The organism is Muribaculum intestinale (assembly GCF_002201515.1).
Taxonomy (GTDB): Bacteria; Bacteroidota; Bacteroidia; order Bacteroidales; family Muribaculaceae; genus Muribaculum; species Muribaculum intestinale.
This window is the reverse complement of record NZ_CP021421.1, coordinates 1,465,812-1,483,344: the sequence shown is the minus strand read 5'-3', so window position 1 is coordinate 1,483,344 and position 17,533 is coordinate 1,465,812. Positions and strand designations below refer to the sequence as shown.

The window sequence follows — 17,533 nt, the reverse complement described above, 5'->3', positions numbered from 1 at the left end:
GCTGCTGTGAATGCCGAATATTACACACAGTCTGTCCCAATCATGACGAACACCATATGAGCGACGATATAACCACTCCTGACGATTTGAACGACCCTGATTTCGAAGATTCCCCCCTGGAGCAAAGCGAAGACAACAGCGCTCCGACGGGACGTGTCACCCTCGACACGTCCGACGACGTTGTACGCCACCAGTTGCGAGGCATGTACCAAAGCTGGTTTCTCGAATATGCATCCTACGTAATCCTCGAGCGTGCCGTACCGCATATCGACGACGGACTGAAACCCGTGCAGCGACGCATACTCCACTCCATGCACACCCTTGACGACGGGCGATTCAACAAAGTGGCCAACATCGTGGGCAACACCATGCAATATCACCCCCATGGCGACGCGTCAATCAATGATGCCCTCGTGCAACTCGGACAAAAAGACCTCCTGGTAGAAACACAGGGAAACTGGGGTAACGTGCTCACCGGAGCCTCGGCCGCCGCCGGACGTTATATCGAGGCGCGCCTGTCGCCGTTTGCCCTTGAAGTACTGTACAACTCCAAGACAACCAACTGGACCGTAAGCTACGACGGACGCAAGCCTGAGCCGGTGACACTTCCGGCAAAGTTCCCGTTGCTGCTCGTGCAGGGTGTGGAGGGTATTGCCGTAGGACTGTCATCGAAGATACTCCCACACAACTTCAACGAGATTATCGACGCCGCAGTGTCATATCTGCGCGACGAGCCGTTTGCCCTATACCCCGACTTCATCACCGGAGGCTCGCTTGATGTGTCGAAATACAACGACGGCGAACGTGGCGGCTCGGTAAAGATACGCGCAAAAATCGAGAAAGTCGACAACAAGACACTCGCCATCACCGAGATACCATTCGGAAAGACCACAGGCACAATATCCGACTCTATTATCAAGGCCGCCGAAAAAGGCAAGATAAAAGTGCGTAAAGTCGAGGACATGACCTCTGAAAACGCCTGCATACTCGTACACCTGCTCCCGGGAACATCAAGCGACAAGGCAATCGACGCCCTCTATGCATTTACCGACTGCGAGTTGAGCGTATCGCCCAACTGCTGCGTGATTTCCGGCAAGAAGCCACACTTCCTTGGCGTGAGCGACGTGCTGCGCCACAGCGTCGACACCACTCGCGAGCTATTACGCCGCGAGCTTGAAATACAGCGCGGCGAACTGATGGAGTCGCTCCACTTCGCATCGCTCGAACGTATCTTCATCGAAGAGCGCATATACAAAGACAAACAGTTTGAGGAGGGCAAAGACATGGACTCAGTACTCGCCCATATCGACAAGCGCCTTGAACCGTTCAAGAAAAATCTCTGGCGCGAAGTCACCCGCGACGACCTCCTGCGCCTGATGGAGATAAAAATGAAGCGCATACTCCGCTTCAACTCCGACGAGGCCGACCGACTCATCGCCAACTACCGCGAGCGCGTGGCCGACATCGACCTCAAACTCGCCAATATCATACAACACACCATCGACTGGTACCTACATCTTAAGGAGAAATATGGCGATGCATACCCGCGCCACACCGTGCTGCGCAGTTTCGACAGCATCGAAGCCGCTACCGTAGCCGAGGCCAACGAACGTCTGTACATCAACCGCGAGGAGGGATTCATAGGTACATCTCTGAAAAAAGACGAATATGTATGCCAGTGTTCCGATATCGACGACATAATAATATTCTACAAAGACGGTAAATACAAAGTAGTCAAGGTCCAGGACAAAATGTTTGTCGGCAAAGGCGTACTGTATGTCAACGTATTCAAGCGCAACGACCTGCGCACTATCTACAATGTAATATACCAGAACGGCAAAGGAGGCACATACTACATGAAGCGCTTCGCCGTGACAGGAGTTTCCCGCGACAAGGAGTACAATCTCACACAGGGTCTTCCCGGCTCGAAGGTGGCATGGTTCTCGGCCAATCCCAACGGAGAGGCCGAGGTAGTGAAGGTGACTCTCAAGCCAAAGCTGCGGCTTAAGACCCTCCAGTTTGACATCGACTTCAGTCAGCTCGCCATAAAAGGCAAGCAGAGCCAGGGCAATATGGTAACAAAGAACGAAGTGCACCGCTTCACTCTGAAAGAGAAAGGAGCCTCCACTCTCGGCGGACGACAGGTGTGGTTTGACCCCGACGTGCTGCGTCTCAACTACGACAAGCGAGGCATATATATGGGCGAATTCAACGGCACCGATCAGGTACTCGTCATACTGAAGTCGGGAGAATACTATCTGTCGAGTTTCGATGCCGGAAATCATTATGAAGATGGTATATTGCGCATAGAGAAGTTCCGTCCGGGCCATGTCTGGACAGCTGTAATCGATGATGCCGACCAGGGATATCCCTACCTAAAGCGGTTCACATTCGAACCGGCCTCCAAGCGCACCAGATTTATCGGAGAGAACGAAAAAAGCAGCCTCATCCTTCTCAGCGATGCCGCCGGATGCCGCATAAAGGTCATATTCGGAGGCACCGACGCATATCGTGAGCCCCTGGAAGTCGACGCCATGGATTTCATAGCTGTAAAAAGCTACAAAGCGCGCGGAAAGCGACTTACAACATACGCGGTCGACAAGGTGGAAGAGCTGGAGCCTCGCGAGGTAGAGGATGTGGAGGAAGATGAAACAGAAGCAGCCATCCCCGACGACGAGTCAGCGCCCGACAGCGAGGAGAAATCCGACGACGAGGTACGCGACGAAATCAACGGCCAGCAGCGCATATTCTGACAATGAAAAAGTTTATAGCCATTATCTGCGGACTGTGGACGACAACAGCATGTGCGGCCCTGCCCGACAGCATAGTACGCCCGGTCAATTCCCACTTCACCTACGATATCGGCTCCTCTATCATAGCCAACACCTATCTCACCCCATTGAAATATACCGGATGGGGCATGCGAATTGGCTACGACCGCACTCAGGCCATGAAATTCCGACCGGAACATATGGTACAGCGCATAACAGCCGGAATCGATCTCGACCGGACACTCAATCCCGCAGGCAACGCCAAAATGTGGCGTCTGACAGGTGACTTTGACTACGGAATCACATACCGCATGCGCCTACCGCAGAATATCACTGTGGCGGGAGGTCTGTCGACCGGCATAGACCTCGGAGTCATATACAACACACGCAACGGCAACAACCCGGTTGCCGTCGAGGCCGCCTGGACAATCAACATAACCGCCGCGCTGATGTGGCACCACACACTGCTGGGTAAAAAGCTACTGCTCACATACCGCCCGACAATACCGATTACAGGAGTATTCTTCTCACCCGACTATGGCGAACTATTTTACGAGATATCCCTCGGCGACCACAGCGGCCTCGCACACTGCGCATGGTGGGGAAATTATTTTCGCATGGAGAACCTTCTTACCGCCGATATATCATTCGGAGCCACCGAGCTTCGTCTGGGCTTCCGAAACAATATCCTCTCGACACGCGTCAACAACATCACGACTCGCGTGGTCACATGTGCCGCGGTAATTGGCATCGGAGGCACATGGATGTCGCTGAACCCATACAAAGGCATCAGCGCCGACGCGCGCATAATATCCGCAACCTACTGATTCACTGCCACTATGAAGATATCCATCCATGCTATTATATCCCGGCTGATGCTATTCACCGCAACAGCCTCCGCCGTGATTGTATCAGGCGGATGCCACCCACTTGAAGAGTGGGACAACAATCCGCAAGGAAATTTCGAGGCCTTGTGGACCATTCTCGACGAGCATTACTGCTTCTTTGCGGAAAAGGATGTGGACTGGCGCGAGATTCACGACAAATATGCTCCTCTGGTAAGCAACCGCATGACATCAAAGGAGCTATTCTTCGTATGCGCCGACATGCTCGACGAACTGCGCGACGGCCACACCAACCTGTCGGCCTCGTTCAATACCTCATATTACCGCAAATGGTGGAGCGATTATCCTCAGAACTACTCCGAACGACTTGTCGAGCAATATTACCTCAACTTCAACTTCCTCTCCGCTTCCGGACTCGACTACGCCGTACTGCCTCAGAACATAGGCTACATACGCTACAGTTCGTTCAGCACTCCCATAGGCGAAGGAAATCTCGACGAAGTGCTAATGTACCTCAACACATGCGACGGTCTCATCATCGACATACGCGACAACGGAGGTGGTTCAATGACAAACGTCGAGACACTCGTGCGACGATTCATTACATCGCGCACACTCGCCGGATACATATCCCATAAGACCGGTCCGGGACACAACGACTTCTCCGAGCCTTTCGCCTACTACTTCGACCCCGCCGAGCGCGGACGCATAATGTGGGGCAAGCCTACAGTCGTGCTCACATCGAGAGGCACATTCTCCGCGGCCAACAACTTTGTGTCTATTATGAAATACATCCCCGGGGTGACTATCGCAGGAGCCCGTACAGGAGGAGGCTCGGGCATGCCCTTCAATTCCGAACTGCCCAACGGATGGAGCGTGCGTTTCTCGGCATGTTCCGTGCTCGACAGCAACGGCCAGTCCACAGAGTTCGGCATAGACCCGACACCGGGCTGTGAAGTAGACCTCGACCCCGGGCAGGCACTCCTCGGCCACGACACCATCCTCGACTTCGCAATCACACGCCTTACATCCCCAGACTCCGGGGAGTGACAGATTGTCGGGGATATTTGTTATCTTTGCATCCTATAATGTATTGATTTCTTCGTATGTCAACTAATATAGACGATAAGAAGGTCGAGACACCTATCAAGCGCTCGGTGCTCGACTACGACGATATTGTGGCCATGGTGCCCAAAGCAGCCGGCCACCGCAAGCTGATAAATCGCCTGCTCCACTGGCTGTCGGTCGACAAAGTCAACGATGTACACGACCGGTATTGCGACAATCCAGGCCCTGAATTCTCGCGCAATCTTCTGAAAGACTTCGACATCAACCTACGTGTCGACGGCCGCGAAGTGCTCGACAGCCTGCCTGATGGTGCATTCATCACTGTAAGCAACCACCCTTTCGGCGCGCTTGACGGTATATCGCTGATAGCCCTGATGGGCACTCTGCGCCCCGACTTCAAAGTGATGGTCAACATGGTGCTCAACCGTATCTCGGCCATGCGCCCCAACTTTATTGCAGTCGACGCTCTTGCCAGCGACGACCCCGCCAAGCAGACTGTCAGCAAGAAAGGCATCATGGAGGCTATACGTCAGGTACGTTCGGGCCATCCGCTCGGATTCTTTCCCGCAGGTGCCGTGAGCAAAATCAACAGAAGCCTCCGCATCGAGGACCGCGAGTGGCAGCCAACCATCATCCGGCTTGTACGTCAGATGGGAGTACCTGTAGTGCCGATATATTTCCACGGCCACAACAGCGCGCTTTTCAATATTCTCGGTGTGATAAGCTGGCAACTGCGCACACTGCGTCTGCCTACGGAAGTATGGCGCAAATGCCACTCTACCATCCATATTTCGGTAGGCGATATCATCCCGGCTGAGAAAATCAAGGAGTTCGGCGACAACGACAAAGCGCTCGGCGAATTCCTGAAAGCCAGTACTTACGAACTCCGCAAAAGAAAATGACCGCGATTTCCGACATATCAGCCCAGGTGCAACAGGCCAAAGCCCGATGGGGCATCATAGGCAATGCCCCGGCCTTGATTGCAGCCATACAGAGAGCGTTGCGGGTGGCCCCGATCGACCTGTCGGTGCTCGTGACAGGCGAAAGCGGCTCTGGCAAGGAGTTCTTCCCCCAGATTATCCATGCCGGCTCACCACGCAAACACTCCAAATATATAGCGGTGAACTGTGGAGCCATACCAGAAGGAACTATCGACTCCGAGTTGTTCGGCCATGAGAAAGGAGCATTCACAGGCGCCGTATCATCGCGCAAAGGATACTTCGAGGAGGCCGACGGCGGCACTATATTTCTCGACGAGGTAGCCGAACTGCCGCTTACCACCCAGGCCCGTCTGCTCCGAGTGCTCGAAAGCGGTGAGTTCATAAAAGTAGGCTCCTCGACCGTACAGAAGACCAACATACGCATCGTGGCCGCCACCAACGTCGACATGGCCCGCGCCGTAGAGGAAGGACGCTTTCGCGAGGACCTCTACTACCGTCTGTCGACAATACGCATAGAGGTACCGCCGCTACGCGACAGAGGAAGCGATGTGACCCTGCTCGCACGCAAATTCGCAATCGACTTTGCCGAGCGCTACCGCACCCCGGCAGTGTCGTTCAGCGATGATGCTTCGCGCATGCTCATGCGCTACCCCTGGCCCGGCAACGTACGTCAGCTCAAAAACGTAATCGAACAGATAGCCCTGTTCGATGCCGGAGCGACAATTTCAGGCGACGGGATAGCGGAATATCTGCCTGCACACGGAGTGACAGCTCCCGCCACAATCGACCGGACTGCCACTACCGACTCCGGAATGCACTCATATGCCACTGAGCGTGAGCTGCTGTTCAATATGATATTCAGCATGCGCGGCGAAATAGACGAACTGCGCGCAGCCCTCAACGATTTGCGGGCCGGCATACGCCCACACTCCACCTTCCCTGAGGCTCCGACACTGACACGCGTCAACACACCACAGTCGCTGGTAAGATACACCCCCGCCCACGACATTTTCAGCCACACGGAGACAATCGACAGCGATACACGAGTATCCGCCGATACAGTCACCGGCTCCTCGCCCCGAACTCTTGAGGACACCGAGCGCGAGACAATACGGATAGCACTCGAACACAACGAGGGTCGACGCAAGGCTACCGCACGCGAACTCAACATATCGGAGCGCACGCTATACCGCAAAATCAAGGATTACGGCCTTGAATGACAACCAATCCATCCCCCACTCCATTAATCAGACTATGCCCAACGGATTATTCAGAAAGATAGCACGCCGCATAACTCCACGCCGCTGCATCGCCATGGTTATGGCTGCCATAATTGTGACGGGTTGTACAATCAGCTACAAATTCAACGGCAGCGCTATCGACTACAACGTATACAAGACCATACATATCGGACAGTTCCCGATACGTGCCGCATTGGTATATCCCCCATTGCAGCAGACATTTGAGAACGCCCTGCTCGACTATGTAGCCCGCAACACACGCCTGCAGGTAAACGACGGCATGAGCGATCTTAACCTCGAAGGCGAAATCACCGGATACTCCCTCTCGCCACAGGCTGTCACAGAAAATGCGATAGCCTCCAAGACAAGACTTACCATCACTGTCAGAATCCGGTATACCGACTCGAAAAATGACAAAAACAACGTCGACCAATCATTTTCGGCCTATCAGGACTTCGATTCCAACGAGATGCTGACCGACGTGCAGGAACAACTCTGCCAGGAGATTACCGACCAGCTTATCGAACTGATATTCAACGCCACTCTCGGCAATTGGTAAAAAAACAATACCATCATATGGCATCCTCACCTCTTGAGCATCTTACGGAACTGATGCGCGACCCCTCGCTGCCGGTGAGCGTGGAGTGGGTCGACGAAATGGCCCGCCTGTATCCATACATGACCCTGCCGGCCAAACTTCTCCTCGAACGCTCGGGCGACACCCTCGACGAATCTACCCGACGGCGCGTAATGCAACAGATGGCTCTCAACAGCTCCTCCCACGAAATGCTATACCGCATAGCCGATAAAAAAAACGTATCCGATGCCAATTTCTATCCTCCCGAGCAACAGCCGGAAGCTCTTGATACCGACAGTGCTATCGAGACATTCATGTCGCACTACGGACGTCCCGATCCGCAGGAAAACGCCCTGCTCGAACGGCTTATATTCAACCCCGTGCCTGATTACGCGCTGACTCTCGCCGACGAGGAAGAGCGCAGTCTGCCCACAAGTGAAGAAGCCGACGGAGACTCCCCTGACTCGCTCATAAACGCATTTATCCTGAAGAGCCGCCGCGAGGGGGGACACTTCCCGTCAAGCACCGACAGCAATGAGGCGACAGCTGATTCATCACCGGAGAAACCCGCCGAGCAGACACGCGACACCGAGCCCCTGCATTCACCTAACAATGCATCCGAACAAGGCCTGCTGAGTGAGAGTCTGGCTAAATTTTTCATAAAACAGCGACGATATGCCAAGGCTTATGAAATAATCAGCAATTTAAGTTTGAAATTTCCGGAAAAAAGTCGTTACTTTGCAGACCAATTGCGTTTCTTACAGAAACTTATCATAAACGAGCAATTTCAGAAACAAAAATAAACCAATAAAATGTACGTAGTCGTAATAACACTTACCGTCATAGTTGCGCTTCTGCTGATTGGAGTAGTCCTCATCCAGAAGTCGAAAGGCGGTGGCCTCTCCTCTCAGTTCGGCGGTGCCAACCAGGTGATGGGCGTTCGCCGCACAAATGATTTCATCGAGAAAACAACATGGTATCTTGCCGGAGCATTGGCCATACTGTGTATCCTCGGCGTATTTTTCATGCCCCGCAACCTCATCCAGAGTGCGTCGCGCATCACTCCCCAGGCCGTAGAGCAGACACAGCCCGCCGACTTCAACACTCAACTTCCTGCAGCAGCTCCCGCAGCAGAAACTCCCGCTCCCGAAGCAACACCCGAAGCTCCCGCCGCTGAATAATCATCAGCCCCCGACATCATAAAACGCCATACAATTCGCTTGTATGGCGTTTTTCATTATCAACCCCGTTATAGCACATGACAAGCATATCGAATAAATGTATGTCAATATGCTTGTCATGTTAAAAGTTTTGACTATATTTGCCAAAATAATCAGCCTAATTGTAATAAATCTTGCCTCACTCCAATAATTTTAAATTAGGCCGTTTGTACGTAATACCCAAGCGAAAGCATACACATTATGGAGAAAATCGACAATCTTGACCGCAAGATTCTTGAAATAGTGATGCGCAACGCACGCATCCCCTCAAAAGATGTAGCGGTAGAATGCGGAGTATCGCGTGCCGCCATCCACCAGCGCATACAGCGCATGATAGACCTTAAGGTTATCACCGGCTCGGGATACCATGTTGATCCTCACGTACTCGGTTATACCACATGTACATACATCGGCGTAAACCTTGAGCGAGGAGCCATGTACCGCGACGTAGTGCCCGAACTGGAGAAGATACCGGAGATAGTGGAGTGCCACTTCACGACCGGCCCCTACACTATGCTTATAAAGCTGTACGCACGCGACAACGAACACCTGATGGAGCTCCTCAATGACAAGATACAGACTATCCACGGGGTGCTCGGCACTGAGACTCTGATTTCACTCGACAACTCAATCGACCGCGAAATCCATGTCGACTACGAGTCGTAGGCCATCACCGGATATAGACATACATAATTTACATCGCGCATAAATCGAATCAGGCCGCAGGACAGTCGCTGTCCTGCGGCCTGATTGTTATTTGATTTCTACCGTCGGATTGAAGAGATACAGGCGGCGAGTAGCGCGCGTGACTCCCGTATAAAGCCATCGGTAAAAGTCCATACCCATAGCCTCCGGCGGTATATAGCCAAGATCTATGTATACATCCGACCACTGTCCGCCCTGCGCCTTGTGGCATGTGACGGCATATCCGTATTTCACCTGCAGCGCATTGAAATACACGCTCTTGGTAGCACGCACGATACGCTGCGACTCCGTCTCCCCCTCGGGAGCGCCTTCAATATCCGACATTATTGCCTCAAAAAGCTCGCGCATAGCCTGCGACGACACTGAGGCATCCTCGCTCATAAGAGTGTCAAGCATAATCTTGCACTCCACAGCTACATCGCGGTCGGTAAGACGCAGACTCACATCGGCAAAACGCCGTCCATAGCGCGTCTCCGTACCGTACACCTTCTCGACTATGGCCATGTCGCCATTGGCGATAAAGTCAAGCCCCTTGATATCCTTAGTCCAGAAATAATTGTTCTTTCCGACAAGCAATATTTCGTCGGCACGCAACTCCTCCTCATAGTAAAGTACCGAAGAGCGCACGGCCATGTTAAACTCCGTGGCGCGCCGGTTGGACCGCGTAATCAATATCGTGTCAAGTACTCCACGCTCCGCATAGCTGTGGGTAAGCATTTCCTCAAGGTCGTAGGCCTCGACAACCTCGACATCGGAAAACGGACTTACAAATAGTCGCGGCACCGGCAGCTGTGGCTGTCGCATCGCTTTGCGCAACCATGTGGCATTGTACAGAATGCCGGAATCACGGGCCTGACGCACCGTGGCGGTAAGCACCACCCTGGTAACACGCAGACCCATGTCATGGAGCACTTTCGCACTCATGGCCGGACTCTCGTCACATCCTACCGGAGGAAGCTGTGCGGTATCACCCAGAAGTATCAGGCGACAGTTGACGCCGGAGTACACATAGTGTACCAAATCTTCAAGCAGATTGCTTCCCGTGGGGGTATCGCCTCCAATCATCGAAGCCTCGTCGACGATAAACACGGTATTGTGAGCCCTGTTTTCCGCCACACGCACAGTACGGCTCTGCGTTATGCCGTTGCCGCCGACATTGTAGATGCGGCGATGGATGGTATATGCCTGATGACCGGCAAATGCGCTGAACACCTTGGCTGCGCGACCGGTGGGAGCCATAAGCACTGTGCCTATGCCCACGCCGTTGAGAGCGCGCACAAGAGCGGCACACAGCGAGGTCTTGCCCGTACCGGCATAGCCGTTGAGCAGAAACACCGAGTCAGACGGCGTGGCCCGCGAACAGTAGCGGGCAAGCGCCGCTATAAGCTCTATCTGCTGAGAGGTAGGCTCATACGGCACTTGCTCAAGTACGAGTTGCGCAAAGTCCATTACATCCATCGCGGCAATACTGTAACGATTATACTGCAGTCTTATTTAAGGCTCCACTCGGCACCCTGCTTCGTATCCTTAATATCGAAACCGGCCTGCGCGAGGCGGTCGCGAATAAGGTCGGAGGTAGCCCAGTCCTTGGCAGCCTTGGCCTGCGCGCGCACTTCAAGCAGGAGGTCGACCGCCTGCTCGAAAGGTTTCATGGCATCGGGCTGCGAAGCGCCCTCCACCATCTCGGTGCGTATGCCAAGAATATCTACGAGGAATATGCGGAACACATCTTTCAGCTCGTCGATATCCGACGCCGTAAGAGTGACAGCACCATCCTTTGCCTGATTGATGATACGGCATGCGTCAAACAGTGTGGCAATGACAATCGGCGTATTCAGGTCGTCGTTGAGCGCCTCGTAGCAACGGGCGCGCAGACCCGACACTTCGGCTGTCGACACTTCGGCCGGCTTCAGTTCCTGCAGGCGTCGGTAACCGTCGAGCATACGGTTGAGAGCCTTTTCAGATGCCTGAAGAGCGGCATTCGAAAAGTCGAGAGTACCGCGGTAATGGGCCTGGAGGATGAAGAAACGGATTGTCATCGGCGAATACGCCTGCTCAAGAGCCGGATGTGTGCCGTTGAAAAACTCGTCAAGAGTGATAAAGTTGCCGAGCGACTTGCCCATCTTCTGTCCGTTGATGGTCACCATATTGTTGTGCATCCAGTAGTTGACCGTCTCATGGCCGTTATGGGCCACCGACTGTGCAATCTCACATTCATGGTGGGGGAACATGAGGTCCATGCCGCCGCCATGTATGTCGAATGTCTCGCCAAGATACTTCTGCCCCATTGTAGAGCATTCCAGATGCCATCCGGGGAATCCCTCGCTCCATGGCGACGGCCAGTGCATGATATGCTCAGGCGCGGCCTTCTTCCAGAGAGCGAAGTCGGCCGGATTACGCTTCTCCTGCTGCCCGTCGAGCGCACGGGTTGTGGCCAGCAGCTCATCGACATTGCGGCCGGAGAGTTTCCCGTAATGAAAATCGCGGTTGTACTTGGGCACGTCGAAATATACGGAGCCGTCGCTCACATAGGCGTATCCGCTGTCGAGGATTTTCTTCACATACTCGATTTGCTCGATAATGTGGCCTGAAGCGTGAGGCTCGATACTCGGAGGAAGCACATTGAGCGCCTCCATCGCTTTATGGTAACGGTTGAGATAGTGCTGCACCACCTCCATCGGCTCGAGCTGCTCAAGACGCGCCTTCTTGGCGATTTTATCCTCGCCCTCGTCGGCATCATGCTCAAGATGGCCGACATCGGTAATGTTGCGCACATAGCGCACCTTGTAGCCAAGATGGGTAAGATAGCGGTAAAGTATGTCGAATGTGATGGCCGGACGCGCATGGCCGAGATGTCCGTCGCCATACACCGTAGGGCCACACACATACATGCCCACTCTACCCTCATGTATAGGCTTGAAGAGCTGCTTTGTACGGTTCAGGCTATTGTAGATGAGCAGATCCTGCTGTATCATCGGAAAAATCGATTAGGCTTTGAACGGGTTGGGGATGTTGTTGTTGCCGTCGGCAGGAGCACCGCCATTTACGGGACGACGCTGCTCGATAACACCAAATGTATTCTCGAAGCGCTCAATATTGTCGCGAAGGGCAAAGAAAAGATTCTTGGCATTCTCCGGAGTCATGATGATACGTGACTGTACGCGTGCCTGCGGTGGATTGGGAATCATGTTGATGAAGTCCATTACAAATTCGTTGGGTGAATGGGCTATCATGGCCAGATTGGAATAGTGGCCGTGGGCTACTTCGGGAGTGAGTTCAATCTTTATCTCGTTCTGAGGTTTCTGTTTGTTGTCCATTTTTGATATGATTTTAAATGTTTGTATTATATGGATTAATATTCTGTTCTTTTAGGAAACTCATATGTGTCGGCAGGCAGATTTGAGTCATTGACATGGATTCTCAGCCCAAGGCATCCCGGCTGACTCCATACCTTCGATATATCAAACGACGCATAGCTCTCGCGCAGATATCCAGGCGGGGCTCCATCGAGATTGTGGAGTATGTATGCCTCAGGCCAAGGATTGTCCATCGTAAGAGAGTCCACTACCAACCCGAAGTAACGCGGCTTGTCGGAATATTCGGCACGCATACGCAGATTTATGTATTCGCCTGTGCGCCATATAGAGTTTAGGAATATGGCATCGTGGTCCCATTCGTATCTCTCTATCGGCCTTATTATCGCCGTATCGCAATTGATAGCCCCGAGCGAGCGTATCTCAACAGGGCCCGATGCATACGGGTCGCCCGACTCGGGATAATAGTAAAGCAACGCCCGGCTACCTACACGGCCTTTGTCGACAGTGCGGCCCGCGGCAGTAAGGGTAATCAACGGGGAGTCATCATAACGCTGAAACGTGAATACAGTGCCCGAAGCCTCGTCTGTTGATTGAATTGTCACTATGGAGCTATAGAATATGCGGTCGTTGTAATCATCGTCGGTCGAACACGACGCCATCACTCCCGACATGATTATGGCGGGGATGCAGAGCCTTATATGCCTGAGTGAGTGTTTCATACCGTCGTGGTGTTGATTCGTTGCTCGATGTTCTGTATGCGGCCGTCCGACATATGCACGATACGGTCGCAGGTAGAGGCCAGATGCTCGTCGTGAGTGACAATCACGAATGTCTGTCCCATGTCGCGGCGTAGTTGGAAAAACAACCGGTGCAGCTCGTCGCGGTTGCGTGAATCCAGACTTCCGGAGGGCTCGTCGGCAAGCACTACTGCCGGACTGTTGACAAGCGCACGGGCCACAGCCGCCCTCTGGCACTCGCCGCCCGACAGGGCCGACGGCTTGTGGGTACGCCTGTCATATAGCCCGAGATACTTTATCAGTTCACCGGCCCGCTCCATAGCCTTATAATGCGACATTCCGGCTATCATGGCCGGAATAGCCACATTCTCCTGCATGGTGAACTCAGGCAAAAGCTGATGAAACTGGAATACAAAGCCGATACTGCGGCATCGGAATGCCGCGAGCCGCGATTCCTTCATACGCACCACATCCTCGCTGTCAAACACCACACTGCCTGAGTCAGGGCGCTCAAGAGTACCTACAATCTGCAGGAGTGTAGTCTTGCCTGCTCCGCTCGGGCCTACTATCGACAGCACCTCGCCCCGGTTTATGTCGAGCGAAATGCCGTGAAGCACTTTGAGGGAGCCGTAGCTCTTTGATATGTCGCGTATTGATATCACGTTGACTTAATTTGTAAGATTGTATTTTCCCTACCTAAAGCGGATGCCCCGACAGACGCCCTATGGCATACGCCCCGAGCATAAGACCAAACTGTGCCGGAATCCATGAAACCGTGCCGAACGACGAACGCTTGAATGCAATCTCATCGGTAAGCACGAGCGAGGCCTTGCGCGGCTGCTCTGTCGAAAATACGACTTTGAGCCCTTTGCTTATGCCTGCGCGTCTAAGGCGATGGCGCACCTCGCGGGCAAGACCGTCATGGACAGTCTCCGAAATGTCGGCATAACGCACCTTCATCGGGTCGGTACGCCCTCCGGCTCCCATCGACGATATTATCTTCACCTTACGGCGCAGACACGTCTCAATCAGAGCCACCTTCGGCGCGATTGAGTCAATGGCATCAATGACGAAATCGGGTCTCACCCTATCAAGCATGGGAGCCACATCGTCGGGAGCGATGAAACCGCAGAATGCCTCGACGCGGCACTCCGGATTGATATCCAGCAGACGGCGCCGCATGACCTCGACTTTAGGCTCACCTAATGTTGAAACAAGCGCGGGGAGCTGACGGTTCAGGTTGCTCGGAGCCACGGTGTCACCGTCAACGAGCGTGATCGCACCGACACCGGAACGGGCCACGACCTCTGCCGCGTACGCGCCTACGCCGCCGACGCCTACCACCAGCACATGAGCACCGGCAAGAAGGCCTACGGCATCACTGCCAAGCAGAAGGGCTGTACGGGAAAGGGCCTCGGCATCCATAATGCAATAGTCGCAGATGTTATACAGTATCAGTTTTTGAACTTGGATGCAATATTGGCAGGAACGGCATCCTTGTGCACCATTATATCCATGGTCTTGGCCAGGAAGAATGGCACGCTCACATACATGAATCCGTCGTAGAGCTGGTTAGTGTCCCAGGAGTTCTGTATCTTGTAATATTTGTTGCCCTCCTGGTCCTTTGCGATGCCCATGATTACCATACCATGGTCGTCGGTTGTCTCCTTGCGGTCGAACATCTCCTGTCGCATCTCCTGTGTGACGGTTATTTCCTCTACCGGGCCCTTGATGTTGTAGCGTTCGTCGGCACGATCCTTGTCGGAAAGCTGTACCCAGCGCGAAAGTTCGGTACCTGACAAATCCTTGGCTCCCTTCTCTACGGGAATCACCGCATATCCCTGGCGCCATTTGAATCCGCCTTCGCTTACGTCGGCACCCCATGCCACGGGATAACCGTGCTCGATAGCATTGTCGACGATTGCCTGAAGCTCATCGAGAGGCACATTCTGCATTGTGCCCCACAGCCAGTTGTCGGCGACCTCAAGAGCAAACGGCTCATAGAACGGATGATGTGTAAAGGAGGCAACCTCTATATAATCGTCAGTGTCAATGCCGAGCGACTCGGCAAATGAGCGTGGTGTGTATGTCTTGCCCTTGTACTCAAATGTCTCGGGCAGGGGACCGAAATAGCTGTCGAGAATCGCCTCGAACCCCTTTTCCCATGCGGTAGAGAGGCGTTTGCTGCCCGACGACAGCACGGCATCGAGGTATGACTGCAATACCTTGGAAAGCTCGGCATGCGCATGCTTCTCCTCACCGTAGTTAAGACCGGGATAGGCCTCCTCGGGCATAGCGCCGTAACGTGCCATCACATAGGGCACATCGTGGGCCGCACCACCCTGCGAGAAGTTGATTTTTCCGTCCATGCGCACATACTTGCGGGCCTTGTCGAGGTAGCACATACGCACTACGTACATCTCGCTGAGGTCAAGCTCGTCGCCACCTTTGCGCATTATCTCATCCTCAAAAAAAGTATTTGTAGAGAAGCACCAGCATGTGCCCGACTGGTTCTGGTCGCGCACAGGGGTAGTCTTCACCAGTTTGATGTCCTTGAATTTGAATCCGGTGCTGTCGGGCACCACAACCTTAGAATCGCCGGCTGCGGCAACAGCCATAGCCGAGCTGTCCCACGCTGAGGCGTTCAATGCCATGGCCGAGGCCATGACGCATGCAAGTATATGTTTCATCGATAATGATTGTGTTGTTTGATATACAAATTTACAAAATTACACCGACACGGCAAAAGGGAGCACAATCTCGTCGAGGCGGCCATGCCCTTATTATACCACCGTGCCCCGCGCCTTTATTGCTCGGGGAATTTACGGTTATACTCTTCAAGAAGATATCGCACGTCGAAGTAGAATCCCTTGGGATCTTTTTTGTCGGCATCCTTTATGGTGATATAGTCGTAGTAGGGAGGACGGTCCTCCTGGGCATCGACCACATGGTTCTGGAAGTTGATAAGATTATATTCATGCATCGGATTTATCACAATCCAGGCATTTTCCTCATCAAGCCCGGTACCGGTCGACACGATAGCCTCCAGAAGATGGTTGAGCTTGTATTGCCATATCTTGGCAAGATTGTATTTTTTCTTCTCCTGATAAGCGTAAATCAGAAATGACATCTGGCGCAAATCAAACGGGTCATCCTTCAGCGACAGTTCGGCATAGTGGATTATGGTGTCGGCCTCGGCGGCTGTGTGCTTGTCGCGCATGTATAGTTCTTCAGCCTTCTGGCTGTAACGGCTGCGGCGGTACGGATTGTAATCTTCCTGGAATACATATCCGAGATACAGATGACGGAACTGGTCGAGCGTCATGGTAGTATCACGCGTCGCAAACTGTTTCATCAGTTTCGGGTAGTAATACTTCGACTTCGGGTCGTTGACATCCCGGCGTATCTGTTCCATATCCGGCTTTACAGGCTTTACCTTCTCAGCAAGGGCGGAAAACGATATCGTGGCTGCCATTAATACCATGGCTATGTGTAGCAGACGTTTCATAATCTTATGTAGTTAAGGATTATACATGTATGTTGGCGCAGTATGCAGAAGGCGGCTACATGTACTGAATGGTGGCAACCGGATGCTGTTCGATAATCCATAGCATCACCGCGATACCGATAATCGACACTGTCACTACAGCCGGCAGCCCCTTGGCACAAAGATACTGAAAAAATTGAGCCGAAGGAAATCCGAGAGGTTTCCCGGCCGGAGTGCGTGCGTAGACATATCCGCCGGCAATCACCCCTATGGCAGCACCTGCTACCATCCACAGATAGGAAAATCCGGTCATGCCGACCATCATACCGACAATCGCTCCGATACCGATATATGTCATGCCGTTGGTACACCTTGCGAGCCTGCGTGGCTGCATCATGTCAATAACAAGTACAATCGCCACAGCGATACCCCATGAGGTCATTAGCCAGTCGCCCGGATGAATCACATGCGACCATTTCATAAACCACAGTGATGCATAGGCAGTTACAGCTACCGGGAAATAGGGCCTGACGAGCAGAAACAGCGAAATCGCCATAACAAAAAGAGCGGCTGCAAGCCATATGACTGTTATATCGTTTGCCATGTAAACATTGGTTTTTCTCA

At 53.1% G+C, this 17,533-nt stretch carries 18 protein-coding genes; 9 read left to right on the top strand and 9 right to left on the bottom strand.

Going from position 1 to position 17,533, the window contains the following annotated elements; genetic code table 11:
* Positions 1-56: 56 nt before the first annotated feature.
* From ADH68_RS06080 to ADH68_RS06040, 9 genes are all read left to right on the top strand, one after another.
* Positions 57-2,753, top strand: a complete 2,697-nt coding sequence (locus tag ADH68_RS06080; RefSeq protein ID WP_068961587.1) for a DNA gyrase/topoisomerase IV subunit A — start codon at positions 57-59, stop codon at positions 2,751-2,753.
* Positions 2,754-2,755: 2 nt separating this feature from the next.
* Positions 2,756-3,598 (top strand): DUF3316 domain-containing protein, encoded by an 843-nt coding sequence (locus ADH68_RS06075; protein WP_068961588.1) that lies wholly within the window; start codon positions 2,756-2,758, stop codon positions 3,596-3,598.
* Between the two features lie 12 nt (positions 3,599-3,610).
* A complete protein-coding gene (locus ADH68_RS06070; protein WP_068961589.1) occupies positions 3,611-4,666 on the top strand; it encodes a S41 family peptidase in 1,056 nt (351 codons plus the stop codon).
* 56 nt (positions 4,667-4,722) lie between these two features.
* On the top strand, positions 4,723-5,586 hold the full coding sequence (locus tag ADH68_RS06065; protein ID WP_084274123.1) for a lysophospholipid acyltransferase family protein: 864 nt from the start codon (positions 4,723-4,725) through the stop codon (positions 5,584-5,586).
* Positions 5,583-6,845, top strand: coding sequence for a sigma-54 interaction domain-containing protein (locus ADH68_RS06060; RefSeq protein ID WP_068961590.1), 1,263 nt, complete (start codon positions 5,583-5,585; stop codon positions 6,843-6,845). Before ADH68_RS06065 ends, ADH68_RS06060 begins: the two co-directional genes overlap by 4 nt.
* The gene (locus ADH68_RS06055) at positions 6,838-7,425 is read left to right on the top strand and encodes an LptE family protein (protein WP_235606687.1); all 588 of its coding nucleotides are present in this window, start codon (positions 6,838-6,840) and stop codon (positions 7,423-7,425) included. Before ADH68_RS06060 ends, ADH68_RS06055 begins: the two co-directional genes overlap by 8 nt.
* Positions 7,426-7,442: 17 nt before the next feature.
* On the top strand, positions 7,443-8,246 hold the full coding sequence (locus tag ADH68_RS06050) for a hypothetical protein (protein WP_068961591.1): 804 nt from the start codon (positions 7,443-7,445) through the stop codon (positions 8,244-8,246).
* 9 nt (positions 8,247-8,255) lie between these two features.
* Positions 8,256-8,624 (top strand): preprotein translocase subunit SecG, encoded by a 369-nt coding sequence (gene secG / locus ADH68_RS06045; protein ID WP_068961592.1) that lies wholly within the window; start codon positions 8,256-8,258, stop codon positions 8,622-8,624.
* 240 nt (positions 8,625-8,864) lie between these two features.
* Complete coding sequence (locus tag ADH68_RS06040) at positions 8,865-9,329, top strand: Lrp/AsnC family transcriptional regulator (RefSeq protein WP_068961593.1); 465 nt, start codon at positions 8,865-8,867, stop codon at positions 9,327-9,329.
* 87 nt (positions 9,330-9,416) lie between these two features.
* Here ADH68_RS06040 and ADH68_RS06035 read toward each other — a convergent pair whose 3' ends face one another.
* The 9 genes from ADH68_RS06035 to ADH68_RS05995 form a co-directional block, all read right to left on the bottom strand.
* Complete coding sequence (locus ADH68_RS06035; protein WP_068961594.1) at positions 9,417-10,826, bottom strand: ATP-dependent DNA helicase; 1,410 nt, start codon at positions 10,824-10,826, stop codon at positions 9,417-9,419.
* A gap of 32 nt (positions 10,827-10,858) precedes the next feature.
* On the bottom strand, positions 10,859-12,343 hold the full coding sequence (gene cysS, locus ADH68_RS06030; RefSeq protein WP_370014994.1) for a cysteine--tRNA ligase: 1,485 nt from the start codon (positions 12,341-12,343) through the stop codon (positions 10,859-10,861).
* A gap of 12 nt (positions 12,344-12,355) precedes the next feature.
* Complete coding sequence (locus ADH68_RS06025; RefSeq protein WP_068961595.1) at positions 12,356-12,685, bottom strand: DUF3467 domain-containing protein; 330 nt, start codon at positions 12,683-12,685, stop codon at positions 12,356-12,358.
* Positions 12,686-12,720: 35 nt separating this feature from the next.
* On the bottom strand, positions 12,721-13,404 hold the full coding sequence (locus ADH68_RS06020; protein WP_084274124.1) for a NigD1/NigD2 family lipoprotein: 684 nt from the start codon (positions 13,402-13,404) through the stop codon (positions 12,721-12,723).
* Positions 13,401-14,084 carry an ABC transporter ATP-binding protein gene (locus tag ADH68_RS06015; protein WP_068961597.1) on the bottom strand — a complete coding sequence of 228 codons (684 nt, stop codon included), beginning with the start codon at positions 14,082-14,084 and terminating at the stop codon, positions 13,401-13,403. The genes ADH68_RS06020 and ADH68_RS06015 overlap by 4 nt, the downstream gene beginning before the upstream one ends.
* Positions 14,085-14,118: 34 nt before the next feature.
* The gene (locus ADH68_RS06010; protein WP_068961598.1) at positions 14,119-14,847 is read right to left on the bottom strand and encodes a tRNA threonylcarbamoyladenosine dehydratase; all 729 of its coding nucleotides are present in this window, start codon (positions 14,845-14,847) and stop codon (positions 14,119-14,121) included.
* Between the two features lie 29 nt (positions 14,848-14,876).
* Positions 14,877-16,112, bottom strand: coding sequence for a C1 family peptidase (locus ADH68_RS06005; RefSeq protein WP_084274125.1), 1,236 nt, complete (start codon positions 16,110-16,112; stop codon positions 14,877-14,879).
* A 116-nt stretch (positions 16,113-16,228) separates the two neighbouring features.
* On the bottom strand, positions 16,229-16,930 hold the full coding sequence (locus ADH68_RS06000; protein ID WP_068961599.1) for a DUF4919 domain-containing protein: 702 nt from the start codon (positions 16,928-16,930) through the stop codon (positions 16,229-16,231).
* Between the two features lie 55 nt (positions 16,931-16,985).
* Entirely contained in the window at positions 16,986-17,513 is a 528-nt protein-coding gene (locus tag ADH68_RS05995) for a hypothetical protein (protein ID WP_068961600.1), read from the bottom strand.
* Positions 17,514-17,533 lie beyond the last annotated feature (20 nt).

What these genes read in the sequence shown, in the direction of transcription:
- ADH68_RS05995 (WP_068961600.1), bottom strand. Translation starts at nt 17,513, where the DNA reads ATGGCAAACGATATAACAGTCATATGGCTTGCAGCCGCTCTTTTTGTT.
- ADH68_RS06020 (WP_084274124.1), bottom strand. Translation starts at nt 13,404, where the DNA reads ATGAAACACTCACTCAGGCATATAAGGCTCTGCATCCCCGCCATAATC.
- ADH68_RS06010 (WP_068961598.1), bottom strand. Translation starts at nt 14,847, where the DNA reads ATGGATGCCGAGGCCCTTTCCCGTACAGCCCTTCTGCTTGGCAGTGAT.
- ADH68_RS06000 (WP_068961599.1), bottom strand. Translation starts at nt 16,930, where the DNA reads ATGAAACGTCTGCTACACATAGCCATGGTATTAATGGCAGCCACGATA.
- ADH68_RS06075 (WP_068961588.1), top strand. Translation starts at nt 2,756, where the DNA reads ATGAAAAAGTTTATAGCCATTATCTGCGGACTGTGGACGACAACAGCA.
- ADH68_RS06050 (WP_068961591.1), top strand. Translation starts at nt 7,443, where the DNA reads ATGGCATCCTCACCTCTTGAGCATCTTACGGAACTGATGCGCGACCCC.
- secG (WP_068961592.1), top strand. Translation starts at nt 8,256, where the DNA reads ATGTACGTAGTCGTAATAACACTTACCGTCATAGTTGCGCTTCTGCTG.
- ADH68_RS06070 (WP_068961589.1), top strand. Translation starts at nt 3,611, where the DNA reads ATGAAGATATCCATCCATGCTATTATATCCCGGCTGATGCTATTCACC.
- ADH68_RS06065 (WP_084274123.1), top strand. Translation starts at nt 4,723, where the DNA reads ATGTCAACTAATATAGACGATAAGAAGGTCGAGACACCTATCAAGCGC.
- ADH68_RS06025 (WP_068961595.1), bottom strand. Translation starts at nt 12,685, where the DNA reads ATGGACAACAAACAGAAACCTCAGAACGAGATAAAGATTGAACTCACT.
- ADH68_RS06040 (WP_068961593.1), top strand. Translation starts at nt 8,865, where the DNA reads ATGGAGAAAATCGACAATCTTGACCGCAAGATTCTTGAAATAGTGATG.
- ADH68_RS06080 (WP_068961587.1), top strand. Translation starts at nt 57, where the DNA reads ATGAGCGACGATATAACCACTCCTGACGATTTGAACGACCCTGATTTC.
- ADH68_RS06060 (WP_068961590.1), top strand. Translation starts at nt 5,583, where the DNA reads ATGACCGCGATTTCCGACATATCAGCCCAGGTGCAACAGGCCAAAGCC.
- cysS (WP_370014994.1), bottom strand. Translation starts at nt 12,343, where the DNA reads ATGATACAGCAGGATCTGCTCATCTACAATAGCCTGAACCGTACAAAG.
- ADH68_RS06005 (WP_084274125.1), bottom strand. Translation starts at nt 16,112, where the DNA reads ATGAAACATATACTTGCATGCGTCATGGCCTCGGCCATGGCATTGAAC.
- ADH68_RS06035 (WP_068961594.1), bottom strand. Translation starts at nt 10,826, where the DNA reads ATGGATGTAATGGACTTTGCGCAACTCGTACTTGAGCAAGTGCCGTAT.